Consider the following 25,986-nt stretch of genomic DNA (forward strand, 5'->3'; position numbering starts at 1 on the left):
AGGGAGACCTGTATGAAACGCCGCGCTTTCCTCGGAACAGGAGCGGCCTCGGCGGCGGGCCTGCTCCTGCCCGTCGCCACCGCTTCGGCAGGAGGGCCGCCGTGGGCCGCCCTGCAACGGGGCATCGACGGCACCGTGGTGCTGCCGGGCGATCCGCAGTACGACACCGTCCGGACACTGGCACTGCGACAGTTCGACTCGGTCAAGCCGCAAGCGGTGGTGCGCTGCACCACCGCGCAGGACGTCTCCGAAGCCGTACGGTTCGCCGCCCGCCACCGCATACCGGCCGTCGCCCGCAGCGGCGGCCACTCCTTCGCCGGATACTCCACCACGACCGGAATGGTCATCGACCTGTCCCGCATGAACACGGTGGGCCTGGCCGGTTCGGTCGCCCGGATCGGGCCCGGCTGCCAGCTCATCGACCTGGAGGAAGGGCTCGCCGGCCACGGCGTCGCAGTGCCGACCGGCTGGTGCCCCACCGTCGCCATCGGCGGTCTCGCGCTGGGCGGCGGCCTCGGTTTCCTCACCCGCATGCACGGGGTCGCGAGCGACCGGATGCGGCGGGCCCAGGCCGTCCTCGCCGACGGGAGCATCGTGGAGAGCAGCGCCCACAGCCACCCCGACCTTTTCTGGGCCCTGCGCGGGGGCGGGGGCGGCAACTTCGCCATCGTCACCGAGTACGACTTCGAGCCGGTGCCCGCCCCCGACATGACGAGCTTCACCCTCACCTGGACCTGGGCCTCCGTGCGCGCCGTACTCGCCGCCTGGCAGCGTTGGACCGCCGACGCCCCGGACCCCCTGACGCCGCTGCTCAACATCTCGACGTACGGCGACGACCCCGGGGTGGACCCCGGCGTCACGGTCTCCGGGGTGTGGCTCGGCCAGCCCGGCGAGCTCGGCCCGCTCCTGGAGCGGCTGGTCGCCGCGGTGGGCACGGACCCCTCGACCGACGAACGGCGTACCGACACCTATCGCCTCGGCATGCGCCACTGGTTCGGCTGCGACACCCTCGAACCGGCCGCGTGCCACCGCATCGGCCACAACCCGCAGGCACAGCTCGCCCGCTACGGGTTCGCGCTGGCCCGCGGCAACTTCTTCGACAGGCCGCTGGACGCGGCGGGCATCGAGGCCGTCCTGGAGGCCTTCGCCGCCGCCCGCAATGCCGGCGAAGCCCGCAGCTACGACCTCCAGGGCCTCGGGGGCGCCCACAACCGCGTCTCGCCGACCGCCACCGCCTACGTCCACCGCAGCGCCCTGTTCTACGCGGGCTGGTCGGTCGGCGTCGACGTCCCGGACGGCGAGGTGCTGCCGGCGGACCGGCGGCGCGCCTGCCAGGAGTGGATCGACCGCAGCTACGCCCGGGTCCATCCCTGGTCCTCCGGTCAGGCCTACCAGAACTACATCGACCCGGACCTGGCGGACTGGCGGCAGGCCTATTACGGGGTCAACTACGGTCGGCTGGTGGCGGTCAAGCGGACTTACGACCCCAAGGGGTTCTTCCGGTTCGCCCAGTCGATCACCTGAACCCGGACACGGCGGAGGGCGGCGGACGAGAAGTCCGCCGCCCTCCGCCGCCCGCCCCGCCCGGCGTCTCAGTCCAGGCCCTCCACCGGCTCTCCGGTGGCCAGGTCCCTGATCGTGATGGCCTCGGCCGGGCAGAACCCGGCTGCCTCCAGCAACCGCTCGTCGGGCGCGGACCGGTCGGTCAACGCCACCGAGCGGTGGTCGTCCGCCCCGAAGACGTCCGGCGCCAACGACATGCACAGTCCCGACATCAGGCAGGCCTCACTGTCGACCCGCACGCTCCACTCGCTCTCTGCCGCCACCGGTCACCACTCCACCGGCAGCGACTCGACGCCGCGCAGCACGACCCCGGCCTTCCACCGCAGTTCGCCGTCCGGCACCGCCTGGCGCAGGTCGGGGAAGCGCCGCAGCAGGGTGCGCAGCGCCGTGACCAGTTCGAGCCGCGCCAGCTGGGCGCCCACGCAGTGGTGCGCGCCGTGGCTGAAGGCCAGGTGCGGGTTGTGCTCCCGGCTGACGTCGATGCGCTGGGGGTCCGTGAAGACCTCGGCGTCGCGGTTCGCGGAGTTCATCGACGGCACCACCGTCTCGCCGGCCCGGATCAGCACCCCGCCCAGAGTGACGTCCTCGCGCGCGACCGAGGGCTGGTCGACGGCGAGCAGCGGTACGTAGCGCAGCAGCTCCTCGACCGCGTTCGGCACCAGCTCGGGCTTGGCGCGCAGCAGCTCCAGCTGGTCGGGGTTGCGCAGCAGCAGGTAGAGGAAGTTGACGAGCTGGGACGCGGTGGTCTCCATGCCGGCGACGAGCAGGCCGAAGCTCATCTCGATGAGCTCCTTCTCCGACAGCCGGTCACCCTCGTCGCGCGCCCGGATCAGGGCGGTGAAGAGATCGTCCGTCGGGTTGGCCCGACGCTTCTCGATCAGCTCGTTGAAGTACACGTGCAGGTCGCCGATGGCCTGGCGGATCTCGTCCGGCGTCTTGGACGTCGTGGAGACCACCGAGTCGAAGAACGGCATGAAGCGGTCGCGGTCCTCGTACGGGACCCCCATGAACTCGCAGATCGAGATGCCGGGCAGTGGCCAGGAGAAGTCGGTGAAGACATCGGCCGGGGCACCCTTGGCCTCCATCGCGTCGAGCAGTTCGTCGACGATCGCCTGCACCCGCGGTTCGAACTCCTGGACCCGGCGGGCCGTGAACGCCTTGGCGACCAGCTTGCGCAGCCGCGTCTGCTCCGGCGGGTCCATGATGCCTATGCCCTCGACCACCGGTTCGGGGAAGAACCGCGGGCGGTCCGCTTCGGTCTGCAGCTGACGGCTGAACCTCGGGTCGGAGAGCACCTCCTTCACGTCCGTCATGCGCGTCACCAGCCAGGCCTCGCCGCCGTAGGGCATGGTCACTTTGGAGACGGGCTCCTCCTGGCGCAGTCTGCTCAGCTCGGGGGCTTCGTCGAGGTGTTCGGCAGGGAAGGGATAGCTCGGGGCGGGAGTCGATGTCATGCCCTTTCTCTAGCACCGGGCTCACCCGCCGGCCGTATTCCTTTCCAGGATCTTTCAATGGCTTTGAGTCATTTCCGAAAGGGTCCACCCGGGCCCGAGTGCAATGCGTTGACGGGCCCGCAGGTGGCTGGTAGCCATGTCCCCGACCTCATCGGACCGGATCGACAAACACTTTCGAGGAAGCATGCCAGCCACTATTTCCGGCGACGTGAACCACGTTCTGCGCCGTGTACGTGCCTGCGAATTCTCCACCTTGTCCAAGGCCGGCCGACCAGTGACCTGGCCCATGGCGTTCCTCTGGAAGCCGGAGGAGAACGAGTTCGTCCTCAGCTCCAGCATCTCGGTGGCCCGCAAGGTGGAACACATCAACCGCGACGACCGCGTCTGCCTGCTGATGTCCGATTTCACCGGCAGCGCGCTGCCCGGCAGCGCCCCGGCCGTACTGGTCCAGGGGCGGGCCACGGCCCCCGAGGAGATCCTGACCGTGCGGGGCCTCGAGGATTTCTGGGCCGAGCTCTTCCGCAAACGGCCCGCCGGAGCGATCGAGACGCTCGACCCCGCGGTACGCGAGCAGTTCCCCCCGAGTTTCTACTGGCGCTTGCGCATCACCGTGACCCCGGAACGGGTCTGGGCCTTCCGCAAGGACGCGATGGGGGCGACCGGGCTGGAGCGGGTGGCATGAGCGTCTGGCAGGACATCGACACCTACCTGCACCTCTTCAGCAGCCCGGTGCTCTCCTTCCGCGACACCGACGGCTTTCCCTTCAGCCTGCGCTGCCGGCCCCGGCACGACCGGGACTCCGGCCTCATGCTGGTCTCGCTGCCCGACGGCACACCGGCCGTCGCGGGGCCCGCCTGGCTGCTGTGGCACAGCCACGACGAGGAGTTCGGCTCCCTCCAGTCCCTGGCCGTCCGCGGCGAGCTGGCCGCCCACGCGGCCGGCTGGTCCTTCAGCCCGCACCAGGTCATACCGGGTCCCGGCCTCGGGCCCGAGGGCTGGACGGGGGTCATGGAGAAGATCGAACGCGACACGGCCCGGTTCCTGGAGAGCCGGAACCTGACCGCCCCGGCGCACATCGACTGGGCGACCCTGGAACAGATCGCCGAGGCTGCCCGGAGCGACAACGAGGAACGCGCCCGGGCCTGGGCCGAGCTGCTCTGACGACCCCGGACGGCAGAGACGCGGAGCGGATTCCCGGGCTGCCGCCCCGCTCGCCCGGGATCCTTTCAACGACCTGTTCCCGCCGGCCCGGCCGCCTCCGGGCGGCCCTAGCCTGGGCCACCCATCGGCACCCGAGAGCTGGAGCGGACCATGGCAGATCCCGGCCACGTGCAGACCTTCAACCGGATCGCCCCGCGCTACGACGCCAAGTTCGGCAAGGACTGCGAGACGGCGCACCAGGTCGTACTCGACTGGGCCGTCGAAGCGGGCGTGCGGCCCGAAACCGTGCTCGACATCGGCTGCGGCACCGGAAAGCTCCTGCACGAGGCGGCGTCCCGGTGGCCCGGGGCGCGCCTGCACGGCATCGATCCGGCCGACCGCATGGTGGAGATCGCCGGCAAGCGGCTGCCCGGAGCGGAACTCACGGTCGGCCACGCGGAACAACTGCCGCTGCCGGACGCCAGCATCGACCTGGTCCTCAGCACCACCGCCTTCGGCCACTGGTCGGACGCCGTGGCGGGGCTGCGCGAGGTGCACCGGGTACTGCGCCCCGGCGGCTGCGTACTGATCGCCGAGCACGCCCCGCCCGGGCTGCTGCTCGGCCTGCTGCTCAAGGTGATGGGGCGGCTGCCCCGCCTCTACGACGTCGACGGGATGCGCGCCCTGGTCCGCAGGGCCGGGCTCACGCCCGTACGGCTGCAGACCGTGCCCGGCACGTTCGTCGTGACCCACGCGGTCCGCAACGGCTGACCCGGCCGCCGCCGCCCGCATCCGCGCCCGTACGAGTTGGACCAAGGAGAATTCCATGCCCACTTCCCCGTCCGTGCTGATCGTCGGCGCGGGGCCGACCGGTCTCGCCCTCGCCGCCGAGCTCGCCACGGCCGGGATTTCCTGCCGTGTACTCGACAAGCGCACCAGCCCCTCGCCCCACTCCAGGGCCTTCGGGCTGCTGCCCCGTACCCTCGAGCTCCTCGATCTGCGCGGGCGGGCCGACTCGTTCGTGGCCCAAGGCCTGCCGTGGGCGCACGCCGCACTCGGCGACGGCAAGCGCTGGCTCGATTACCGACACGTCCAGAGCCCCTTCCCGTACATGCTCGTCATCCCGCAGAGCCGCACCGAGGAACAGCTGGCCGCCTGGGCCCTGGACTCCGGCGCCGTCATCGAGCGCGGCTCGACCGTGACCGGGCTGCGCCAGCACGAGCACGGCGTCGAGGTCGAGGTCGAGGGCCCGGACGGCCCGTACACCGAGCACGCCGACTTCGTGGTCGGCTGCGACGGGGTGCACAGCACCGTGCGCCGGCTCGCCGGCATCTCCTTCCAGGGCTCTTCGTACGACAGCTCGCTCATCGTGGCCGACGTCCGTCTGGCCACGCCGCCGGACCCGCAGGTGTACGCCCGCACCGGCAAGCGCGGCATGGTCGTCCTCTTCCCGTTCGGCGACGGAACCTTCCGCCTCATCGCGCTCGACCACGAGCGGATGGGGGCCCCGGTGGACGAGCCCGTCACCGTCGAGGAGCTCCGCGAGAGCAGCCGGGCCATCCTCGGCACCGACTTCGGGCTCCACGACCCGCTGTGGATGTCGCGCTTCCGCAGCGACCAGCGGCTCAGCGACCGCTACCGGCTCGGCCGGGTACTGCTGGCCGGCGACGCGGCGCACACCCACATCCCCTCCGGCGGACAAGGCCTGCAGACCGGCATCCAGGACGCCATGAACCTCGGATGGAAGCTCGCCGGCCACCTGTCCGGCTGGGCTCCGGCCCACCTCCTCGACACCTATCAGCGAGAGCGCCGCCCCATCGCGGCCGCGACCTTGCGCCGCACCGACCTGGTCTACAAGTTCGAGGTGTCCAACTCTCCGGGCGCCCGGCTCCTGCGTGCCCTCACCACCCGCCTGATGGGCCTGGCCCCCGTACAGGACTCGGTGCTCGAAGAGCTGTCCGGGCTGACCCTGCGCTACCGGCCGCTGCCCGGCGCTGCGGACGCGGCCACGCACAAACTGGTCGGGCGCCGCATGCCCGACGCCTCCCTGCGCTCGCGCGACGGCGCGGAGAGCCGGCTGTACACCCACTTCCGCCGGGCCGGCTTCGTCCTGCTCGACCAGTCCCACGGCGGCTTCTGCGCCGACGTGGCCGAGAACGGCTGGGCGTCCCGGGTCACCGCGGTCCGCGCGGTGGACGTCGGTCGCGCCGGGCGCAAGGTCCTGCCCGAGGCGGTGCTGGTACGCCCTGACGGCTACGTCGCCTGGGCGGGACACGCCGGGAACACCCCCGCTCTGCGGGCCGCGTTGCGCCACTGGTGCGGCGAGCCGCAAGCCGCTGGAGCGCCGCTGGAGCGGTCGGCCGGACCGGACGCGGTCCCCGCCGCGGTGTGATTCGATTTTCAGCAGCTCCCCGGCCGGAGACCGTCCCTTGCACCCCGAACGAGCGGAAACGCCATGCCGCAACGCCCCTTCCCGCACGCCGACACGGAATGGATCAAGGTGGTGCGCGCCCGGACGCACAACCTGCAGGACGTCACCGTCGACATCCCGCGCGGCGGCATCGTCGCCTTCACCGGGGTCAGCGGCAGCGGGAAGACCTCGCTGGCGATCGACACGGTGCACGCGGAAGCCCAGTTGCGCTACCTGGAGGGCCTGTCGCCCTTCGTCCGCCAGTACATCACCCCCAAGGACCGCCCACAGGTGGACCGCATCGACGGCCTCGGTGCCACCCTCGCCGTCGACCAGCGCAGGCTGAGCCGCCACTCGCGGTCCACGGTCGCCACGATGACGGGCATCGATGCCTACCTCGGGCTGCTCTACTCCCGCCTGCCCGCGGTCTCCGGCGAGGGACCGGAGCTCTCCGGCGGCCACTTCAGCCGCTACAGCCCCGAGGGCGGCTGCCCCGCCTGCCACGGCGCCGGGGGCGTACCCCACGCCGACCCCGACCTGATCATCACCCGTCCCGACCTGCCGCTGATGGCGGGCGGCTCACCCTGGTTCGACAAGCTCCGCTCACCGGAGCAGGTGGCGGTGCCCTTCCTGGCCGAACGTTACGGCGCGGACCTGTCCCGCCCCTGGCGCGAGCTGCCCGACGCCTTCCGGCACGCCCTGATCCACGGAACGGGCACCGAACCCGTCAGCGTCAGCGTCCAGGTGCCCAACAAGAACTCCGACGCCGAGATCGTCTACCAGCTCAACCAGCCGCTGCGGGGCGCGCTGGCAGAGGTCGAGCGGCTGTTCGCCGCCGCCGGCACCGAGAACGCCAAGCAGCGCTACCTGCCGTACATGCGCCAGGTCCCCTGCCCGCAGTGCGGCGGCAGCGGCTACGGCGAGGCCGCCCGTACGGTGTCCCTCGCGGGCGTCACGTACCAGGAACTGACCACGCTGCGGGTGCACGAGGTGCAGCAGTGGGCCGCCGAACTCTCCGGGCTCCTCACCGGCGTCCAGCACGAGATCGGCGAGGCGCTGCTGCCGGAGGTGACGAACCGGCTGCGGCTGCTGGAGCGGCTGGGCCTCGGCCACCTCGACCTCGGCCGCACCGCCCCCACCCTCTCCGGCGGTGAGCTCCAACGGGCACGCACCGCAGCCCAGTTGAGCACGTCGTTGACCGGCATCGTCTTCGTCCTCGACGAACTCGGGTCCGGGCTGCACCCCGCCGACAAACAGAAGCTGCGCGACATCCTGGAGGGACTGCGCGATCGCGGGAACACCGTGCTGCTCGTCGAGCACGACCCGGACGTCGTGGCCCAGGCCGACTGGGTGATCGACCTCGGCCCGGGCGCCGGCCGCGGCGGCGGCCGGGTGATGTTCTCCGGGCCCCCGCACGAACTCGCCGCGCACCCCGACTCGGCGACGGGGCGCTACATGGACCGCACCCGCCGGCGGATCACCCGCACCCGGTCCGCGGTCGGCGACGGCGGCTGGCTCGAAGTCAAGGACATCCGGGCGCACACCGTGCGGGTGGACGGGCTGCGCATCCCCCTCAACGCGCTGACCTGCTTCACCGGTGTCAGCGGAAGTGGCAAGAGCAGCCTGCTCGGCCACGCCCTGGCCCCGGCGCTCACCGCCGCGCTCACCGGCGCCGCCCACCCCGGTGTCGGCGCCATCACCGGGATCGACGCCGTGGCCTGGGTGGACTGCGTGGACCAGAGCCCCATCGGCCGCACCCCCCGCTCCAACCCGGCCACCTACACCAAGGCCTTCGACGCCATCCGCAAGCTGTACGCCGCCACCGACCGGGCCCGCGCTCTGGGCCTGGGTGCCTCCGCCTTCTCCTTCAACGCGGCCGCGGGCCGTTGCGAGACGTGCACCGGCTACGGCAAGAAGCTGGTGAACATGCACTTCCTGCCGGACGTGTGGGCGACCTGCGACGTCTGTGACGGGCGCCGGTTCACCAGCGAGGTCCTCTCGGTCACCTACCAGGGCCTGGCCATCGACCAGGTGCTCGACCTGACCGTCGACGAGGCGGCGCAGTTCTTCGGCGAACCCCGCACGCTGGCCGCCATGCTGCGCGCCCTGCAGCAGGTCGGCCTGGGCTACCTCCAGCTGGGCCAGAGCGCCACCGACCTGTCGGGCGGTGAGGCACAGCGCCTCAAGCTGGCCGAGGCGATACGCCGGGGCGGAACGGGCGGCCGCGGCGGCGTCGTCCTGCTGGACGAGCCCCTGACCGGGCTGCACCCGGCTGACGTGCAGCGCATGGTGGGCGCGTTCGACGCCCTGCTCGCCGCGGGCCACACCCTGCTGGTCGCCGAACACGACCTGCACCTGGCGGACAGCGCGGACTGGGTGGTGGACATGGGCCCGGGAGCCGGCGAACACGGCGGCCGCGTCGTCGCCGAAGGCACCCCCGAACAGGTCCGGGCGAGCGGTACGACGACGGCCGGTCACCTGCGCCGGCTGGTCGGCGAGCGGCGCGGCTGACAGCGGGCCCGGGCAGCGCGAGCCGCCCGGTGGCGGACAACGCACGACGCCCGGCCGGGGTGTTCCCCGGCCGGGCGTCGTGCGTTGTCCGGCCCGCGGCCGGCCGCGGCGACGGGATCAGACCGTCTGGCCCTGCTCCGTCGGCTCCTGCTGCGGCTCGTCGCCCTTCGGCGCGGCCTGCTTCTTGGGCACGGCGACCAGGCACAGCACGATGAGGACCGGGATGGCCAGCGACCACAGGAACCCGGCCTGGAAGCCCTCGGTCAGCGCCTCGGGCGTGTCACCGCCGGAGGACGCGGCCACGGAGGCCGTCACACCGCTCAGGATGGCCAGGAAGAGCGCCGCACCGATCTGCTGCGAGGTGCCGAGCAGACCCGAGGCGAGCCCCTGCTCCTCGTCGGGGACGCCCGTCGTGCACAGGATCATCGAGGGGGCGAAGCTGAGGGCCGCGCCCACACCGCCGATCGCGAGACCCGGGAAGACCTGAACCCAGTACGAGCCGTCGACGGTGACGAAACTCATCAGCAGCGAACCGACCGCGAACAGGGCGGCCGAGGCCAGCAGCAGCGTCTTCACGCCGAACTTCTGCACCAGCGGGCCCATCCGCATCGAGACGCCCAGGATGAGCAGGGTGACCGGGGCGAATCCCAGCCCCGCCATCATCGGGCTCATGCCGATGACCTGCTGCATGTACAGCGTGCCGAGGAACACCGAGACCGTTGCGCCGCCCGCGGTCAGCATGCAGATCATGTTGCCGTAGCGGACGTTGGGGTTGCCGAACATCGACAGGCGCAGCACCGGGTTCTCCACCCGGCCCTCATGTACGACGAAGACCGCCAGCAGGACCACCCCGAGCACCCCGCTGACCAGCACGGGAACACCCAGACCGCGTTCGGCGGCCTGCGAGACGGCCGTCACGAGCAGCACCACGCCCGCGGTGAGCAGCCCGGCGCCCGCCATGTCGATGCGTCCTACGGCCCGCGTGCTGTCCTTGCGGACCATGCGGGCCACGGCCACGATCACGATCAGGCCAAGCGGCACGTTGATCAGGAAGATGGACCGCCAGCCCGCGAGGTCCGCGAGCACACCGCCCAGCAGCTGGCCCGCGATGGCGCCGCCGGAGGAAACGGCACCCCACAGACCGAGCGCCTTGTTGCGCTCCTCGCCCTCCCCGAAGCTGGTGGTCACCAGCGACAGCGCCGCCGGCGATACCAGTGCGGCGCCGAAGCCCTGCACCGCGCGGGCCACGAACAGCGTCAGCTCATTGGGCGCGAGACCGCAGAGCCCCGAGGCGACGGTGAACAGGGCCAGACCGGCGAGCAGGATCCGCTTGGGCCCGAACAGGTCCGCCGCGCGGCCCGAAGCAACCAGGAACCCACCGAAGGCGAGGCCGTAGGCGGTGCTGACCCATTGGATGTTGGCCGCTGAGATGTCCAGCTGCGACTGCATCGACGGGACGGCGACCGCCACCACCGCGACGTCCAGGATCAGCATGAACTGGGCCAGACAGAGCAGCGTGAGAAGGGTCTTTCCCGCCTTGGCGCTTGTGGCGCTCTTGTCGGCGACCATGTGTTTCACCTCTCGGTTGGGAACTTGCTGGGGGATCAGGCGATTCCCTGTGCGAAGGAGAAGACCCGGTGCTGGTCGTACTTGCGCTTGACCGTGGCCAGCCGCGCGTAGTTCTCGCCGTAGTAGGCCGTCTTCCAGTCGGTCAGGGAGGGGTCGATGAAGTTCTGGTAGCTCTCGTGGTTCGAGTACGGGTCGATGGCACGGAACCCGGCGTCCGCCCAAGCCCGGCCCGCCGCCTCGTCCTCGGGCGTGTACTTCGCCTCGTTGAGGCCCAGCGAGTACCCGGCGTAGAACTCGGTGTCACGGTGCACGAAGGCGGTGTCGGTCCTGGCGGGGTCCTTGGCCGCGCCGCCCAGGGCGAAGAAGCTGAGGAAGCGGAACTGTCCCGCGCGCGGGTTGGCGACGAAGGCCTCAAGTGCCTCGTCGATGCCGGAGGCGGGGATGGCCTTGGAGAACAGCCGGCTTCGGTCGACGGCGAAGTTCGTACGGGGGACCGCTGCCTCGGGGGAGTAGCCGACGGTGTGGCACTGGTCCGGCGTCAGGTCCGCGCAGCCGTAGTACGACATCATTGCCTTCTGGTACGGCTGCTCCTCGACGGAGCGGGTGGTGGGGGCGCTGCCGGCGTCGCGGACGAAGCCGTCGAGCACAGCGGTGAACTGGTCGGGGCGGCCGAGCCAGCCGCCGTAGACCAGCAGCTCGGGACGGCCGGTACCGGCGTCCAGCCACTGCACGCCGAGGCCGGCCCCGAGGTCACGGGAGCCGCCGATGACCCAGCGCTGCCACGCCGCGATGACCTTCTGCGCGGCTTCCCACGGCCAGGTGAGGTTGAAGTTCACGATGGACGGCACCTGGGTGGGCTTGATCTCGAAGCTGGTCACCACACCGAAGTTGCCGCCGCCGCCCCCACGCAGGGCCCAGAACAGGTCGCAGTTCTCGGTGGCGGACGCGGTGACGCGGCGGCCGTCGGCGAGCACGACCCGGGCCGAGACGAGGCGGTCGGCCGCCATCCCGAACTTGCGGGTCTGCCATCCCAGCCCGCCGCCCTGGACGAAGCCGCCCGGGCAGACGCCCGGGCAGAGCCCGCTCGCGACGGACACGCCGCGCGGCGCCAGCTGGGTGAGCGCGTCGACCTGCTGGACGCCGGGGCCCATCACGACGGTGTCGGACGTCAGCCGGACCGAGTTGAGGCGGGAGACGTCCAGCACCAGTCCGGTCGTCGTGGAGTAGCCGCCGAAGCTGTGGCCGCCGCTGCGCGGCACCAGGCGCAGCGTGTTGTCCTGGGCGAAGGCGAGCGCCGTGCGCACGTCCTGTTCGCTCTCGCAGTACGCGACGGCCTGCGGGCGGATCGCGTCGAACTGTCCGATGGCCAGCCGGCTGGCCTGCTCGTACCGGGCGTCGCTGGGCAGCACCAGGTCACCTGACAGGTTGTTGCTCAGTCTGCTCCAGTCGATGCCGGCCGCCCGGCGGACCACCGGGTCCACCGTCGCGGCCGAGGCCACACTCGCGACCATGGAGCCGCCGATCGCACCGGCTGCCGCTCCGGCACTCATCCGCATGACGGTTCGGCGCTTGAGCATGGTTCTCCCCCTGGTAGGACTTGTCGCGTGGGTGGGGACATGAAGCGGTACCTTCCGCATTCACATCGGCAGCGATTGTGATCCCGAAATGCTCCGTTCCTCCGCGAACCTGTCGGAGTGCTGAAAGACCGCCGAGCGGAACCCGCCACGCGGCAGGAGGTGCCTGAGCCCGGCCCGGTCCTCAGGCCGGCTCATCGGCCGGTTCCAGGACGTAGCCGCGCCCCCACACGGTGCGCAGGCCGAGGCCGAGCGGCGCGACCCGGCGGCGGATGCGCATGATGTGCAAGTCCAGGGCATTGCGGCTGGGCTGTGAGCTACGGGAGAGCACTTCCAGCAGCATCTCCCGGGAGACGACCTGGGCAAACGATTCGGCAAGGCGGCTCACCAGGTCGGTCTCGGTCGGTGAGAGGACCGCCGACATCCGGCGGAAGCGCAGCACACCGTTCGGGTCCACCGCCGGAAGGTGATCGGAGCTGCCCTTGACGCGCAGGGAGTCGATCCGGGCGCGCAGATCGCTCTTGCTGATCGGAGTGCGCACCCAGTCCTCGCGGATGTCCGTACAGACCGGGGCCTCGACCCCCGCCTCCAGGACCAGCAGCCGCATCACTCCCTGGTCACGGCAGGCCTCCCGGCGCGCCGACTCCACTGGCCACCGGATCAATTCCACTTTGGTCTCAAGTGTGTCGAGCACAGCTGAAAGCCCTCCCTCTGTGGTGGCGACGGTGTGGCTCCGAATCAACGGTCTCTGCACAGTAGCCACGGAGGATCGGCCCCATGCCGGGGCTCCGTCCGGCCTTGAGCGTTCTTCCGCGAGAGGCTTGAGGCTCGCTCGGAAAGGCCTGCGGGAGGCGGCGACGGCCGTTAGCGTCTCCGGTGCCGAAACGCCGGCCGGACCGTACGACGGGAGTCTCATGCGCGTCACGCCAAGCCGTACGACCGCCGGGCCGCAGCCGGCCGCCGAGGCCGACGAAGTTCGGTTGTTCGTCCTGCACCACGCAGGCGGCTCCCATCTCTCCTACCGGGACTGGCCCGGCCTCTTTCCGGCCCGCTGGGACGTGCGGCTGCCGGACGCGCCGGGCCACGGCCGGCTGATGGCGCAGCCCCCGTACACCGATGCGGCAGCCCTCGCGGACCACTTCCTGCGTACGCTCGGACCGGAACTGGACGGCGACTACGCCCTGTTCGGGCACAGCATGGGCGCCTTGATCGCGTACGAGCTGGCGGTGCGGCTGAGTGCGGCGGGGCGCACCCCGCCGGTGTGGGTGGGCCTGTCCGGCCACGGCGTGCCCACGTACGGGGAGGGCGGTGTGCCGCGCCACAGGCTGGCGGACGAGGACCTGCGCCAAGAACTGGCGGCCCTGGGCGGCACGCCCCGGCAGGTCCTCGACGACCCCGCCATGTGGCAGTTGTTCGAGCCGCTGATCCGCGCGGACCTGCGGTTGGCCGAGAACTGGCGGCCCGGCCCGACGGCCGTTGCGCGCACCGCCGTCTCGGTCTTCGGGGGCGCGCAGGACGCGGGCGTGCCGCGCGAGCGGCTGGCCGCCTGGGCGGGTCGTGCCGGGCACCTGATCGGGATGCACCTGTTCGAGGGAGGCCACTTCTACTTCCGGCCCGACCCGTCAGGGCTGATCCGCCGGATCACCGGGGACATCCGGATCGCCCGGCGGATGCGCCGCCCGGACGGCCCGCACTGACGGGCACCGGAGGACGAACTACAGCGGGTCGCCGAGGGGACCCAGGCGCGGTGCCAAGTCCTTGGCCCAGTGCGCGCCGAAGTCGGGCCGGCTGCCGTCGGCGTCGGTGAAGCCGTACTCCTGGTACAGCCCCCAGGTCGCCAGCGCCCGGCCCGTCTTCGCCATCACGTCCGGGTCGGCCGCCAGCGCGGCGACCGCCCGGCCCAGGTAGGCGGGCGTCTCGGAATGCGCGAAGTCCGGGTCCCTGGCCACGCCGTCGCGCCAGTTGGCCTCGGTGACGCCGAAGTGTTCGAGCAGGGCCTCCGAGCGCAGGAAGCCCGGGGTGAGTGCGACGGCGGCCACCCCGTGCTCCTTCAGCTCGGCGGCCTGCGCGAAGGCGAGGCGAATCACCGTCGACTTCGCGACGTCGTAGAAGAAGGACCCGCGGTAGCGGGCGGTGTTGCCGTCCGTGACCTCCACGACCAGGCCGCTGCGGCGGGCGACCATCAGGGGGAGCGCGTACCGGCTGGTGATCACGTGGGTCTCGACGGCCTGCCTCAGCAGCCGCAGACCGGTATCGAGGTGCTGTTCCCACAGCGGCCGGTTCCAGTCCGTCAGCGGATCCCCGCCCCAGACGCAGTTGACCAGGATGTCCAGCTGTCCGCCCCGTTCGGCGTCGATCCGGCCGACCAGCGCCTGGACCTGCTCGGGATCACTGTGGTCGGTGCGGACGGGGATGCCCAGGCCGCCGGCGGCGGTGACCTGCCGCGCCGTCTCCTCGATCGTCTCCGGGCGGCCGAGTTCCGAGCGGCCGGCCGAGCTGCTGCGGCCGGTGACGTACACCGTCGCCCCCGCGGCGCCGAGTTCCACGGCGATGCCGCGTCCGCCGCCGCGGGTACCTCCGGCGACGAGAGCCACCTTGCCGGTGAGCTTCCGGCTGTCGGTCATGATTCCTCCGTGTCGGTGTCGCCCTGCGGCGTGATGTGGGAAGCGAGGGCCGCGGCGACCTCGCGCTCGATCCGGTCGGCCAGCGTGCCCAGGCGGTCCAGGGCCCAGGTCAGGCCCGCGCCGGCCACGACCGTCTGGATCGAGCCGGCCAGCGCCGCGGGATCGGTGCCCGCCCGCAGTTCGCCGGCTTCGACCGCCGCCGAGACCAACGACTCGTACGCCTTGCCCTGGGCGCGGTGGATGGCGAGGGCGTGTTCGTGGAGCTGCGGGTCCGTCAGGTCCATGCACAGGAACGCCAAGTGGTTGGCGAAGACCTCGGGGGTGGTCATCGGGGCCATGGAGGCCACGGCCAGCTCCCGCACGGCCTTCAGCGGGCTGTCGTACCCGTCGCCCCGCCGCTCGTGCAGGGCTTCCGCCTCCCTGGCGGACTGCTGCGCGAGCGCCAGCAGCAGGCCCCGTTTGGAGCCGAACCGCTGCACGAGGGTGCCCGGTACGAGGCCCACCTCGCGCGCCACGGCCGCAAGCGTGAGACCGGCCGGACCGACCCTGCCGATCACCTCTGCCGTGGCGCGCAGGATGAAGGCGTCATCGACCCCTCGGGGGCGTCCTACCACGGCTTCCTCCGCTCCAGGATTAATAAATGCCTGCGCATTTATTAAAGCAGCAACGGCCGTGCCACGGCAAAACGGCAGCGCGAAGCAGGGGCAGGAGCAGGGGCACGGGTGGGGGGCAGGGGCAGGAAGGCAGGGGCTCCGACCGGGAAGGGCGCCGACCGGGACGAAACGGCGGTGGCGGCGTCGGCGTCCGGCCGCGGCCACTCGGCCCGCGCCCCCGCCCGCTCGGGAGGAGCCGGCCGCAACGGACACCCCCGTGCCCCATTGCGGCCGCTCCGGCCCCACGGTGTGCTCCAGTCAAGTAGATGCCCGCGCCCGCAGGCACGCCTCCAGTTGACTAGATGACCTCGCTGAAACATACGCGGCGGCCGACCGCCCCTGTCAAGTCGGTTAGATTGTTGACGGGCCGGCCCCGGCCGGCATCCAGTCGAGTAGAGATGACACACGACACCGCAACAGTGACCGCTGAATCGGTGAGTACCGAGGAGTGCCGCGATGGGTGAGAACAACAGCGCGGGCGAGCAGGGCCAGGGCCCCATCGCCCACCGGCTCGATCACCTGATCCGCACCCTGCATCCCAAGGACCGCGGCCCGTACACGTACCAGGAGATCGCCGACTCCATCCGGGAGCAGGCCGGCCCCGACGATCCGACCGTCTCCCACGGCACCATCCACAGCCTCCACAAGGGCAAGGTCACCAACCCCAGCGTGGACACGCTGCGCGCCCTCGGCAAGTTCTTCGGCGTCGGAGCCAAGTACTTCCTCGACGACGAGGTCGCCGCCCGCACCGACGCCCGCATCAGGCAACTCCGCGAAGGCGCCGACCGGGCGGAAGCCGGCCGCGAACTCGCCGACGCCCTGGAGGACAAGCAGGTCAAGGCCGTCGCCTTCCGGCTGAAGGGCCTGTCGGCCGCCGCCCTGCGCGGCATCACCTCCATCGTCGACGGCGCCCGCCAGGCCGAGGGCCTGCCCCGGGTCGACCGGACCCCGGACCGGACACCCGCCGCCGGCCACGACCGGCCCTCCCGCCCCTAGCCGGCCGCCGCACCGTGGGCAGCGCAGAGTTCGACCATGTATACGACCGTTGTGACCGGATGCCACTGCAGTGGCGCACCCCGCACGAAGTCAGCCCGGACGACACCCGGGCCGGAATGGAACGCGATATGAGATGGCGCAGGCGACCGGCCGATCCCTGTGTCGCGATAGCGGACCGACTGCACATACCGCACCCCTTCGACCTGCCGTCCTTCTGCGCGCACATCGCCGAACAGCGCGGCCGCCCGCTGCTCCTGCTGCCCCTCGAAGGGCCGCCCCAGCCGGACCTCCCCTGCGGCATCTGGATCGGACTCGACACCGCCGACCTGGTCTTCTACGACCAGAGCGCCTCCGACCTGCTGCGCGTACAGATCATCCTGCACGAGATCTCCCACATGCTCCTCGGCCACGTCGCCCCGCAGTTCGACGTCCCCCACGACGCCACCGCCGACGAACTCGCCGCCGCGGCCGCCCACTTCGAACGGCTCCTCGACATGACCGCCCCCGCGGTCGAAGGCCTCGACGAGCACACCATGGTCGCCCGGCTCATGCGGGCCGAGGCCGAACGGCTCCGGGCCACCGCGGCCGCTCCCCGGCCCGGCGACGACGAACTCGAACTGTCCGGCAGCCGCATCCTCAGCCTCCTCGGCCGCACCAAGTTCGACTCCGACCAGGAGAAGGACGCCGAGACCCTGGCCACCCTCGTCCTGGAACGCATCAGCCGCGACGAGGACCGCTCGACCTCCGACGGCGCCGCCGACGTCATCCACCGTCTGCACGACGCCTTCGCCCACCCCGCACGCACCCACCGGAACCGATGAGCATCCTCAAGATCACCATCATGGTCATGCTGTGGGCGGTGGCGTTGTGGCGCCTGCCCTCCGCGATCCGCGTCCCCCGACAGCGCTCCCTGTGGCTGGCCTTCACCGGCCTCGCCCTGGCGACCACCCTCGCCATGCCGCCCGTCCCCAGCCTCCTGGACACCTCCACCGGGATCAACAACATCTCCGTACCGGCCAAACACGCGGTCGGCATCGTCGCCTGCGGCGCCATCCTCGACTTCGTCTTCTCCATGGCCCGCCCCCAGCTGGTCCGGCGCACCCGGCTGCCCCACCTGCTCCTCGCGCTCGCCGTCATGCTCCTCATGGGCGTCCTCTTCGCCCAGGTCGACCAGCCCACCCGGGTGGAGAACTTCTACGAGGCCTACGCCGGCACCCCCGCGGCCACCGCCTACCTGCTCACCTTCACCGCCTACCTGGGCCTGGCCATGGGCCTGTCCACCTGGCTCTTCCTCGCCTACGCCCGCCACGCCGGGGCCCGCTCCCTGCGCAACGGGCTGCGCCTCCTCGGCATCGGCACCGCCGTCGGCGTCGTCTACGCCGCCATCCGCATCGCCGCCCTGCTGACCCGGCAGTTCAGCGACGGTCCCCTCGCCGACGAGGAAACGATCCAGCGCACCGCCGACCTCGTCGAATACCTCGCCATCGGGCTGATCATCATCGGCAACTCCCTCCCCGCCGCGGGCGTCCTCGCCCGCACGGCCGGACACTGGCGGGCCGGCCGGCGGCTACGCCCCCTGTGGACCTCACTGACCGAGGCCGTCCCCGACATCACCCTCCCCACCCCGCACCGCCACGGCATCCGCGTCCACCTGCACCGCACCGTCATCGAGATACGCGACGCCAGCCTGAGCCTGATGCCGTACGTCTCCGCCACCGTCCGGGACCGCGCCGACCGCGCCGCCGAGCAGGCCGGCCTGCACGGTGAGGAACGCGAGGCCATGGCCGAAGCACTGTGGCTGCGCGCCGCCCGCGCCGCGAAACTGCGCGGCGCCGCCCCGGTCGCCGACCCCGCCCGCGGCCACGGCACCGCACTGGAGGACGTCGACTTCCCCGCCGAGCTCCACCGGCTCCTGCTGATCAGCGCCGCCTACCACTCCCCGACCGCAGCCACCTTCCTCACCGCGCCCGCCCAGGAGTCCGCATGACCCACACCGCACCCGCCCCTCCGCAGGAGGCGGCCGCCGAATCCCGCGCCGCCCGCCTGATCACCGACGGCCTCGAACCGAAGAACTGGATCATCGCCGTCACCCTGCTGACGGGCTGGCACGCCGACCGCCTCACCGGCATCGGCTGGGGCCTGCTCGCCGCCCTGTTCTGCGGCGTCATCCCGATCCTCTTCATCAAGTGGGGCGAACGCCGCGGCCACTGGGGCGACCGCCACGTCCGCCGCCGCCAGGACCGCCTGCTGGTCATCCCCGGCATCATGGTGTCCGTCGCCGCCTGCATCACCCTCATGGTCACCCTCGGCGCACCCCGCGAGATGATCGCCCTGATCGCCGCGATGCTCGTGGCGCTGGTCGCCATCCTGGCCATCACCACCGTCTGGAAGGTCTCCGTCCACACCGCGGTCTCCTCCGGCGCCATCGCCATGACCGCCCTCGCCTACGGCCCCTGGGCGCTCGTCGGCTACCCCCTCGTCGCGCTGGTCGGCTGGTCCCGCGTCGAACTGCGCGACCACACCCTCGCCCAGGTCCTCGTCGGCACCATCGTCGGCGTCGCCACCGCGGTCCCGGTCTTCCTCTCCATCCGCTGACCCCCCCCGGTACGCCCAAGGCCCCGGCCTCCCCAAGAAGGGAGCCCGGGGCCTTCCGGCATCCGCCGGCGGCGCCTCAGACCTTCGTGAAGACGACCGAACGCAGCTTCAGCCGGTCCGAGGCCGGCCGGCCGTGGGGGCGCAGCCGGAAGGAGTCACCCGTGCAGTCGGCCCCGGTGAACACCAGCGCCGATTCGTCGGTGTCGTTGTGCGGGGCGAAGGCGGGCTCGGAGGAGGCCGGGTCGGTCACCTCCGGGAGGGTGACGCAGACCTCGCTCGCCGGGTCGTGGAGGGCAGCCATCAGCGGTTCGCCGTTCAGGCCGGCGAACTTGTAGCCGAAGTCCCCGGTGGCCGCCTGGGCGGGCACGGCCAGGACGGCGGTGAGGGCAAGGGCGCCGCAGGCGGCGACAAGGGCGTGTCGAAGACGCACGGAAGTTCTCGCTTCGTGGATAGACGCTGACATCTCCTCCACCCCTATCCCGTCCACCCCGCGCCCACCTGCGGACACCGACCTGAAAGGTTTCTCCGCCACCCGTTGGGCCTACGGACCACGCGCCAGGCGGTTCGACCGGATCGATCAGAAGCCGGACCAGAGGCCGGTGCTGCCCAGCATGTCGCTGCCACCGCCCACGGTGCCCGCACCGTCGCCCGTGTGCAGCTTCAGGTTGCTGTTCGCGTCGATACCCGCGATGTCCTGCTTGCCGTCACCGTTGAAGTCGGCGCCCACCGTCCGCGCCATCACCGGCGCCGGAGCCGCGTCGTCGACGATGTTGTTGTAACGCACCGCGTCGTAGTAGCCGGTCGGCCAGCCTTCCAGGGACGAGCTGTTGATGTTGGCCGAGGTCGGGCCGTGCGTCGGGTTGTTGGGGTTGCTCTCGGCGTAGTAGGTGAAGGCCCCCGTGGACTGGTTGGTCCAGCCGGCGAAGAGGAAGGTGTGCGCATCGGTGTAGTCCATCGCGTCACCCGGCTTGAGCTGCGAGAAGCTGATCTTGGTGGACACGTCCGGCAGGGTCCACGTGGTCAGGCTGGAGCTCAGGTGCCAGGCCATGGACACGTAGCCGGAACAGTCCTCCCGGTACGAGCCGTTGGAGTCCGAGTGGTAGGCGCCCTGGTTGTACGCCACCCCCTGGTCGACCCAGCTCTGGGCGCGGGCTATCACCTCGCCACGGGTGATCGTGCCACCCACCGAGGATGCGGCCTGGGCCGGAGCGGCGAGCGTCACGGCGGCGCCGGCGGCGGCGAGCACGGTCAGGGACGCGAGGGAGGCGAGAGCGCGCTTGGAACGGGGCATGGTGATGTCTCCTGGGGAAGGTCGAGGCGTTTGAAGTCGAGGCGCTGGACGGAGCGACGGAGCTCAGCGAGGGAGGGCGAGGCTTCCGGCGAGCGTGGTCAGGAGGTCGGCGTCGGAGGCGGGCGTGGCGGAGTTGCCCTGTCCGGCCGAGGCCAGGTCGCTGTACTGGAGGACGGTGAGCACCACGCCGTCTCCGGCGAGGTACACGTGGTGGGTCTGCGGGCCCGGGGCCGACATGCCCGGCACTGCGGTCCACTGGTACTGCCAGGCGGCTGCCGTCTGGTGGGTGGCGGTACGGGATGACGTGGCGTCGGCGGCAGTTCCCTGCTTGCTCTGCGCGTCACGCAGGGCGGCCTGGCATCCGTCGAGCTGGGTGCTCAGGGCCTGACGGGCGCGGTCGGCGTCGGCCCGGGTGGCGAAGGTGAAGGTGTCCTGGATGGCCGGGGTCTTCGCGGCGCTCGCCCAGCCCTGCTGCTGCCAGGGGCGACGTCCGCCTGCATCCGGGCGTACGCGCCCGGCCCCCAGGTGCTGGTGGACCAGCACTCCTGGAGGGTGTTGCGGTCGCGGATGCTGAGCTTGCCGGTCTGCTCCATGGCGAGGATCGCGTCGGGGCTCCAGGTCCAGTTTCCGGAGCCGATCTGTCAGGTCGGGTTCACCACCGTGTCGACCATCCACCTGGCGGTGCTTCACGCGGCCCGGCCGTCCTGCCGGTAGACGACCAGGTTGCCGTCGGACTGCAGGTCAAGGCGGGCGTCCGGGTTGCCGTACGAACCGGCGGCCCACAGGGCCTTGCCGGCGGCGGAGTACACGACCAGGTTGCCGTCCTGCTGGAACGCCACGGTCGCGCCCGGGTTCCCGTACGTGCCGGTGTCCCACAGGACCCCGCCGGACACGTGCTCCAGTACCAGATTCCCGTCGGACTGGAGCTTCAGTACGGCGTTCTTGCTGCGCGCCACCTCGCCGGGCGTTGTACGAGGTGCCACGCTCGACGGCCGGCGCCGCCTGAGCCGAGGCCGGCGCGACGAGCCCGGCCGCCAGCGCAACGGCGACGAGGCTGGTGCGCAGCGCCTTGCCCATACGGATGACTGCCATTGGTTTCCCCCCACCTCAGCGGTGCCCTCTCGACGGGCCGCTGGGCCGATAGACCACTGACCCGATTCGTCGCGCATCAAGGCCACGGGCCCAGGGCACGGCTTGGCCGGACGGCAGCCCCCCGCTTCGGCGCGATCCTGGTGCGCACGTCCCCCAGACGTCAACAACCGTTTCACATCACGAAAACAGTGTTTCGTGCGCTGGCGTGTCTTCGCGCCGCAGGGCAGCGCACGAGCCCGGAAGGCCCCTGGCACCCTGGCGATTCCGAGCACCACACCGGGCGTTGGCCCCACGCCGGCGTGCAACCATCCTTTCGTCTTGTGTGCAGGATCATGGATCTGCTCTAGTGGCGGACGCGCAAGCATCCAGTGCGTCACCCGGGAAACACGCCGCCAACCGCCGGGAGCATCCGTGACCGTCCCCAGTCCCCATCTCGACAGCCTGACGCTGCTGGAGCAGCTGATCGAGGAAGCGGATCTCGACTGGGACGAGATCCTCGACGCGGAGGCGATCTCGTGGGAGACGGGCCTGCCGGTCGGCGTCGTGCGAGCCGGGCTCGGCAGGAGGCCGATAGCCCAGACCGGCTTCCTGGACCAGGTGGTCGAGCGGCTGACATTCCTGCGCCACACCCGGCTGCGCCACGACGGGGCGCAGTACACGCAGACGGAGATCGCCGAAGGAGCGGGGGTGACGCCCCAGTGGGTGGGCGAGCTGCTGAAGGGCCGGGCCGTGCCCAAGCTGGAGCACGCCGCCCGGCTCGAGGACTTCTTCCACGTCCCGCGCGGCTTCTTGACCGCTACCCCCTCGCAGGCCCTGGACCGTGCGTTCAGGCAGAAGCTGGAGCGCGTACAGGCCCAGCAGCTGGCCGGGCTCAAGGCACTCAAAGAAAGGTACGCACTGCGGAAAGTGGCGTTCCGCAGTGCCCCGGAGACCTTGGCCAACATGCATGCGCTCTTGGAGGTCATCCTTGACGACCAGCAGGAGGACTGAGCGCGGTCCGGTGGGCCGCATGCGGAGCAGGCGATGCCGGCAGCGTCCGGACCAGCAGATGGACCGGCTGTACGGGGAGTCGGAAGCAGACCTCGGCGAGCCCGTCCCCTCCGACGTGGACCAGCTGTTCCACAGGCTGGCCGGATACCTCACGAAGCGCCGCGGCCGCCCTGTACGGATCGTCCGTGATCGCCGTCGTGAAGAACACGAGCGACTTCCACTCCCTCGTCGTTCCCGGCCATGAGATCTGGCACGTGCTGCAGGGACACCGCGGCGAGCACGCCCTGGAGGCCCGGGTCGCCGCACGGTTCCTGAACGGCGTTGTGGCCGACGCGGAGCTGGAAGCTGCCGTCAGGCACGTCGCCGCACGCACCCGCGCGGTGCCCGGTGAGGAGGCCGAGGCCGAGGAGTTCGGCCGGCTGCTGGCTCGGCCTCTGCGGCGCCACGTGGAGCACGATCCCGACCAGCGCATCCTGGAAGGAACGGCCGCGAGGATCCAGGCCTCTCTCGGTGCCTCCGAAGCCTGATGCGGGTTTCGGCCCGTCACTTGCCGGCGGGCGGCCCTGGCCGGCGATGCCGTCGAAGGCCCCCACCGCCCCTGCACCCTGATGCGGCCGCACAGACGCCGCGTACGATCGTGCCGCGGCTGCCGCTCACCCGACCATCCCTGTCCACCGCCCGCAGCGCGGCCTTGCGGGCGGGCAAGGACCGGACACCGCATCGGCAGCCTGCACCGTCCCTGAGGAAACCACAGTCATGAGCAAGCCCGAGGCCGCCCGGCAGGACCGGCTCCTGCAAGACCGAGCCTGCGCGGCGACCTGCTTCGTCCTGCGGCAGTGCACCCGGTGAACGATTCGACCGGCCCGGGCTGCTACATGGCCGGGGCAGTGCTGCTCCTGGCCACACTGCCGAAACTGCTCGCGCTGCGGCGCGATCCGCGCGACGAGCTCATGCGGTCCGTGTGCGCCCTGCCGGCGCTGGCCACCGCCGTCTTCGGATCCACCGCCATCCCGACCCTGATCGCCGTCAACAAGCTGACCGGCATCCCCAACGCCGCCGCACCGCTCGCCTTCTCGCTGCTCACGGCCTTCTCCGGCGCCAACATCGGCCTCATTCTGCGCTGGAACAACGCCCCGGAGAACTCTGCGCGGACCCGGCGGCGCTCCCGTCTGTGCACCGTGGTCACGCTCGCCGTGATCGCGGCCATCAACACCCTGTTCCTCCTGGGCGACGCCCCCGTGGAGCGCCTGCGCGACCTGGACACCTACTGCGCGAACACGCCGTACATCCGAGAGGTGATCCTGCTCCACATCGCGGCTCACACCACCGCGGCGCTGACGATGACGGCTCTGAGCTGGAGATGGGCTCGTGAAGTCCACGGGGGGCTGCGCGCCGGACTCCTGCTCATCGCCGTCGGCTACGTACTCAATCCGTGCTACGACACGGCCGAGCTGACCGCGGTGGGGGCCCGCTGGGCGGGACGAGACTGGAGCGTGCTCAGCATCCAGCCGGCCCCGGCCCTCGCCTCCGTGTCCGCACTGCTGATGGCGGCCGGCTTCGTCCTGCCACTGATCTCACAGCACGTCACGAAGCAATGGCGGATGCGGCGCAGGTATCGCCTCCTGCACCCCCTCCACGAGGAACTCCGGGTGGCGACGAAGCACAGCATCGATCTGTCGGCCGGGCGCTGGACCCCCATGGACGTCCGGCTCACCCAGCGCGAGTCGGACATCCACGACGGGATTCTCGCGGTCAACCCGTACCCGAATGCCGGACTGCGGGACCAGGCGCTGCGCGCGGAGCTGGAGGCCGGCCGGTCGCCGCAGGAAGCCGCGGCCGTAGCCGATGCCGCGGCCCTGGCGAGCGCCGTCGTGGCCTGGAAAAGGGCTCAGCCGGGATCGTCACCGGCCGCGGCGCGGACGACGCGGCCGGTCCTGGTCCCGCCGAACAGTGCCCGAGGCCTGGTACGGATGTCGCTCGCGTTGGCCGGCTCGGCTACCGTCCGCTCGTTCCGGCAGTCTGCCCTCGCAGAAAGCAGCACTCGATGACAGAGCTCCCTTCGTCCGCCGCCCGCGTGGTCGTCCTCGGTGGTGGTCTGGCCGGCACCCTCGCCGCCGCGGCCCTCGCGCCCCACGTACGCGAAGTCCTCGTCCTGGAGCACGACGCAGTGCTTCCCGCCGCACCCTCGCCGCGGCCGAGGCTCCCGCAGGCCGACCACGCGCACATGCTGTGGGCCGGTGGGGCCGATGCCATGGAGGAGCTGCTGCCGGGGGTGACGGACGAGTGGCTCGCCGCCGGCGCCCATCGGATCCCGGTCCCCAACGGCATGGTCTCCTTCTCCCCGGCGGGCTGGTACCGCCGGTCATGGCCCGACACCCACTACCTGATCGGGGCCAGCCGGAACCTCATCGACTGGGCCGTACGCAGGCGCGTGCTGCAGTTGCCGAACGTCCGGCTGCGCACCGGCGCGAAGGTCTGCGGCCTGGCAGGCGACGCGGCGCGGGTCATGGGCGTGGCCCTGCGCGACGCCCAGGGCGAGCGGCACCTCGTTCCGGCCGATCTCGTCGTGGACGCGACCGGCCGCGGTTCGAAGAGCACCCAGTGGCTGCGGGAGATCGGCGGCCCGCAGGTGCGGGAGACCGTCGTCGATGCGGGGGTGCGCTACGCGAGCCGCAGGTACTGGGCGCCGGAAGGGGCCGGGGCCGGCTGGCCGGTGATCCACATACCCGCCGACCCGCGCGAGGGCCGGCCGGGACTCTTCGCCACGATCATCTCCATCGAGAACGGACAGTGGCACGTCAGCCTCTCGGGCACCCGCGGGGGCGAGCCCCCGGCGGGTGAGGACCTGTTCGAGGAATTCGCCCGCCGCGTACGTCATCCCCTCGTGGCAGAACTCCTCTCGCGGGCCGAGCCGGCGAGCGAGGTCTCCCTCTTCACCCGCACCGCGAACAGGAGGCGCCATTTCGAGCGGGCGAAACTGCCCGGGGGGTTCATCGTCCTGGGGGACGCGGCCACCAGCCTCAACCCCCTCTACGGTCACGGCATGTCCGCCGCGGCCCTCGGTGCACTCGCCCTGCGGGACCTGACCCGGCGTACGTCCGTGCTCTCGCCGGGATTCGGGTCGAAGGCCCAGCGCGCGATCACCCGGCCGGCCGCGGCGGCCTGGATGCTGGCGGTCGGCCAGGACCGGTTCTATCCCGGCACCCTGGGCCGGAAACCGACGCTGGTGGACCGTCTGACGGCCCGGTACGTCCACCGCCTCAACCACACCGCCATCGGCAACGCTCTGGTCGTCAGGAAACTCACCGACGTGATGACGATGCGCAGGCCGGCGCACATCCTGGGACTCCCCGACGTCCTTCTGGCCGCCGCGCTCGGGCCCCGTACGGCGCTGCTCGACGGGCCCCAGCTGACGCCGGGTGAACGGCAGGTACTGGACCGGCCACCCCTGCGGCCGGCCGGGGCGGCCGCGCCGGCGGAGCGCCCGGGGCACCAGAGGCCGGAGCCGCCGGTGCCGGCCTGAG

General features: G+C 71.5%; 26 protein-coding genes. 15 read left to right on the plus strand and 11 right to left on the minus strand.

The annotated features are described in order from the left end of the window. The first annotated feature begins 12 nt into the window (after positions 1-12). Positions 13-1,524: an FAD-binding oxidoreductase gene (locus ACZ4M3_RS31330; RefSeq protein ID WP_467738356.1), complete on the plus strand. Its 1,512-nt coding sequence runs from the start codon at positions 13-15 to the stop codon at positions 1,522-1,524. A gap of 68 nt (positions 1,525-1,592) precedes the next feature. On the opposite strand, the gene ACZ4M3_RS31335 is transcribed toward ACZ4M3_RS31330, so the two are convergent. Both ACZ4M3_RS31335 and ACZ4M3_RS31340 read right to left on the minus strand, forming a co-directional pair. Beyond that, positions 1,593-1,826, minus strand: a complete 234-nt coding sequence (locus ACZ4M3_RS31335) for a ferredoxin (RefSeq protein ID WP_467738358.1) — start codon at positions 1,824-1,826, stop codon at positions 1,593-1,595. Positions 1,827-1,829: 3 nt separating this feature from the next. Continuing rightward, a complete protein-coding gene (locus ACZ4M3_RS31340; protein ID WP_467738360.1) occupies positions 1,830-3,017 on the minus strand; it encodes a cytochrome P450 in 1,188 nt (395 codons plus the stop codon). Positions 3,018-3,303: 286 nt separating this feature from the next. Between ACZ4M3_RS31340 and ACZ4M3_RS31345 the strand changes: the two genes are divergently transcribed. From ACZ4M3_RS31345 to ACZ4M3_RS31365, 5 genes are all read left to right on the plus strand, one after another. Then, positions 3,304-3,699 (plus strand): pyridoxamine 5'-phosphate oxidase family protein, encoded by a 396-nt coding sequence (locus tag ACZ4M3_RS31345; RefSeq protein ID WP_467738362.1) that lies wholly within the window; start codon positions 3,304-3,306, stop codon positions 3,697-3,699. Beyond that, positions 3,696-4,178, plus strand: a complete 483-nt coding sequence (locus tag ACZ4M3_RS31350) for a hypothetical protein (protein ID WP_467738364.1) — start codon at positions 3,696-3,698, stop codon at positions 4,176-4,178. The genes ACZ4M3_RS31345 and ACZ4M3_RS31350 overlap by 4 nt, the downstream gene beginning before the upstream one ends. Positions 4,179-4,328: 150 nt before the next feature. After that, positions 4,329-4,928: a class I SAM-dependent methyltransferase gene (locus ACZ4M3_RS31355; protein ID WP_467738366.1), complete on the plus strand. Its 600-nt coding sequence runs from the start codon at positions 4,329-4,331 to the stop codon at positions 4,926-4,928. Positions 4,929-4,983: 55 nt separating this feature from the next. Then, complete coding sequence (locus ACZ4M3_RS31360; RefSeq protein ID WP_467738368.1) at positions 4,984-6,549, plus strand: FAD-dependent monooxygenase; 1,566 nt, start codon at positions 4,984-4,986, stop codon at positions 6,547-6,549. Between the two features lie 63 nt (positions 6,550-6,612). Continuing rightward, positions 6,613-9,078 carry an excinuclease ABC subunit UvrA gene (locus ACZ4M3_RS31365; RefSeq protein WP_467738370.1) on the plus strand — a complete coding sequence of 822 codons (2,466 nt, stop codon included), beginning with the start codon at positions 6,613-6,615 and terminating at the stop codon, positions 9,076-9,078. 117 nt (positions 9,079-9,195) lie between these two features. Here the strand turns inward: ACZ4M3_RS31365 and ACZ4M3_RS31370 are convergent, their stop codons facing one another. The 3 genes from ACZ4M3_RS31370 to ACZ4M3_RS31380 form a co-directional block, all read right to left on the minus strand. Beyond that, positions 9,196-10,647 (minus strand): MFS transporter, encoded by a 1,452-nt coding sequence (locus tag ACZ4M3_RS31370; RefSeq protein ID WP_467738372.1) that lies wholly within the window; start codon positions 10,645-10,647, stop codon positions 9,196-9,198. Between the two features lie 35 nt (positions 10,648-10,682). Then, positions 10,683-12,224, minus strand: coding sequence for an FAD-binding oxidoreductase (locus ACZ4M3_RS31375; protein WP_467738374.1), 1,542 nt, complete (start codon positions 12,222-12,224; stop codon positions 10,683-10,685). A 181-nt stretch (positions 12,225-12,405) separates the two neighbouring features. Beyond that, positions 12,406-12,915 carry a winged helix-turn-helix domain-containing protein gene (locus tag ACZ4M3_RS31380; RefSeq protein WP_467738376.1) on the minus strand — a complete coding sequence of 170 codons (510 nt, stop codon included), beginning with the start codon at positions 12,913-12,915 and terminating at the stop codon, positions 12,406-12,408. 220 nt (positions 12,916-13,135) lie between these two features. Between ACZ4M3_RS31380 and ACZ4M3_RS31385 the strand changes: the two genes are divergently transcribed. Further along, positions 13,136-13,918 (plus strand): thioesterase II family protein, encoded by a 783-nt coding sequence (locus ACZ4M3_RS31385; RefSeq protein WP_467738378.1) that lies wholly within the window; start codon positions 13,136-13,138, stop codon positions 13,916-13,918. 18 nt (positions 13,919-13,936) lie between these two features. Here the strand turns inward: ACZ4M3_RS31385 and ACZ4M3_RS31390 are convergent, their stop codons facing one another. Both ACZ4M3_RS31390 and ACZ4M3_RS31395 read right to left on the minus strand, forming a co-directional pair. Beyond that, complete coding sequence (locus tag ACZ4M3_RS31390) at positions 13,937-14,845, minus strand: SDR family oxidoreductase (protein WP_467738380.1); 909 nt, start codon at positions 14,843-14,845, stop codon at positions 13,937-13,939. Continuing rightward, entirely contained in the window at positions 14,842-15,459 is a 618-nt protein-coding gene (locus ACZ4M3_RS31395; RefSeq protein WP_467738382.1) for a TetR/AcrR family transcriptional regulator, read from the minus strand. Before ACZ4M3_RS31395 ends, ACZ4M3_RS31390 begins: the two co-directional genes overlap by 4 nt. Positions 15,460-15,954: 495 nt before the next feature. Here ACZ4M3_RS31395 and ACZ4M3_RS31400 point away from each other — a divergent pair, with 495 nt between their 5' ends. The 4 genes from ACZ4M3_RS31400 (at position 15,955) to ACZ4M3_RS31415 (ending at position 19,089) form a co-directional block, all read left to right on the plus strand. Continuing rightward, a complete protein-coding gene (locus ACZ4M3_RS31400) occupies positions 15,955-16,494 on the plus strand; it encodes an XRE family transcriptional regulator (RefSeq protein WP_467738384.1) in 540 nt (179 codons plus the stop codon). A gap of 128 nt (positions 16,495-16,622) precedes the next feature. After that, on the plus strand, positions 16,623-17,315 hold the full coding sequence (locus ACZ4M3_RS31405; protein ID WP_467738386.1) for a hypothetical protein: 693 nt from the start codon (positions 16,623-16,625) through the stop codon (positions 17,313-17,315). Then, complete coding sequence (locus tag ACZ4M3_RS31410) at positions 17,312-18,481, plus strand: MAB_1171c family putative transporter (RefSeq protein ID WP_467738388.1); 1,170 nt, start codon at positions 17,312-17,314, stop codon at positions 18,479-18,481. The genes ACZ4M3_RS31405 and ACZ4M3_RS31410 overlap by 4 nt, the downstream gene beginning before the upstream one ends. Then, positions 18,478-19,089, plus strand: coding sequence for a hypothetical protein (locus ACZ4M3_RS31415; RefSeq protein ID WP_467738390.1), 612 nt, complete (start codon positions 18,478-18,480; stop codon positions 19,087-19,089). Before ACZ4M3_RS31410 ends, ACZ4M3_RS31415 begins: the two co-directional genes overlap by 4 nt. Positions 19,090-19,165: 76 nt before the next feature. Here the strand turns inward: ACZ4M3_RS31415 and ACZ4M3_RS31420 are convergent, their stop codons facing one another. From ACZ4M3_RS31420 to ACZ4M3_RS31435, 4 genes are all read right to left on the minus strand, one after another. After that, complete coding sequence (locus tag ACZ4M3_RS31420) at positions 19,166-19,519, minus strand: hypothetical protein (protein ID WP_467738391.1); 354 nt, start codon at positions 19,517-19,519, stop codon at positions 19,166-19,168. Between the two features lie 147 nt (positions 19,520-19,666). Then, on the minus strand, positions 19,667-20,380 hold the full coding sequence (locus tag ACZ4M3_RS31425) for a hypothetical protein (protein ID WP_467738393.1): 714 nt from the start codon (positions 20,378-20,380) through the stop codon (positions 19,667-19,669). 63 nt (positions 20,381-20,443) lie between these two features. Beyond that, a complete protein-coding gene (locus ACZ4M3_RS31430; RefSeq protein ID WP_467738395.1) occupies positions 20,444-20,923 on the minus strand; it encodes a hypothetical protein in 480 nt (159 codons plus the stop codon). 143 nt (positions 20,924-21,066) lie between these two features. Then, positions 21,067-21,336 (minus strand): hypothetical protein, encoded by a 270-nt coding sequence (locus tag ACZ4M3_RS31435; protein WP_467738397.1) that lies wholly within the window; start codon positions 21,334-21,336, stop codon positions 21,067-21,069. Positions 21,337-21,883: 547 nt separating this feature from the next. On the opposite strand from ACZ4M3_RS31435, the gene ACZ4M3_RS31440 reads away from it, so the two are divergent. From ACZ4M3_RS31440 to ACZ4M3_RS31455, 4 genes are all read left to right on the plus strand, one after another. Further along, the gene (locus tag ACZ4M3_RS31440) at positions 21,884-22,462 is read left to right on the plus strand and encodes a helix-turn-helix transcriptional regulator (RefSeq protein ID WP_467738399.1); all 579 of its coding nucleotides are present in this window, start codon (positions 21,884-21,886) and stop codon (positions 22,460-22,462) included. A gap of 185 nt (positions 22,463-22,647) precedes the next feature. Continuing rightward, the gene (locus tag ACZ4M3_RS31445) at positions 22,648-22,989 is read left to right on the plus strand and encodes a hypothetical protein (protein ID WP_467738401.1); all 342 of its coding nucleotides are present in this window, start codon (positions 22,648-22,650) and stop codon (positions 22,987-22,989) included. Positions 22,990-23,307: 318 nt separating this feature from the next. Continuing rightward, entirely contained in the window at positions 23,308-24,510 is a 1,203-nt protein-coding gene (locus tag ACZ4M3_RS31450; RefSeq protein ID WP_467738403.1) for an MAB_1171c family putative transporter, read from the plus strand. After that, positions 24,507-25,985 (plus strand): FAD-dependent monooxygenase, encoded by a 1,479-nt coding sequence (locus ACZ4M3_RS31455; protein WP_467738405.1) that lies wholly within the window; start codon positions 24,507-24,509, stop codon positions 25,983-25,985. Before ACZ4M3_RS31450 ends, ACZ4M3_RS31455 begins: the two co-directional genes overlap by 4 nt. Position 25,986 lies beyond the last annotated feature (1 nt).

It is taken from the genome of Streptomyces sp. NPDC026522 (assembly GCF_055567555.1).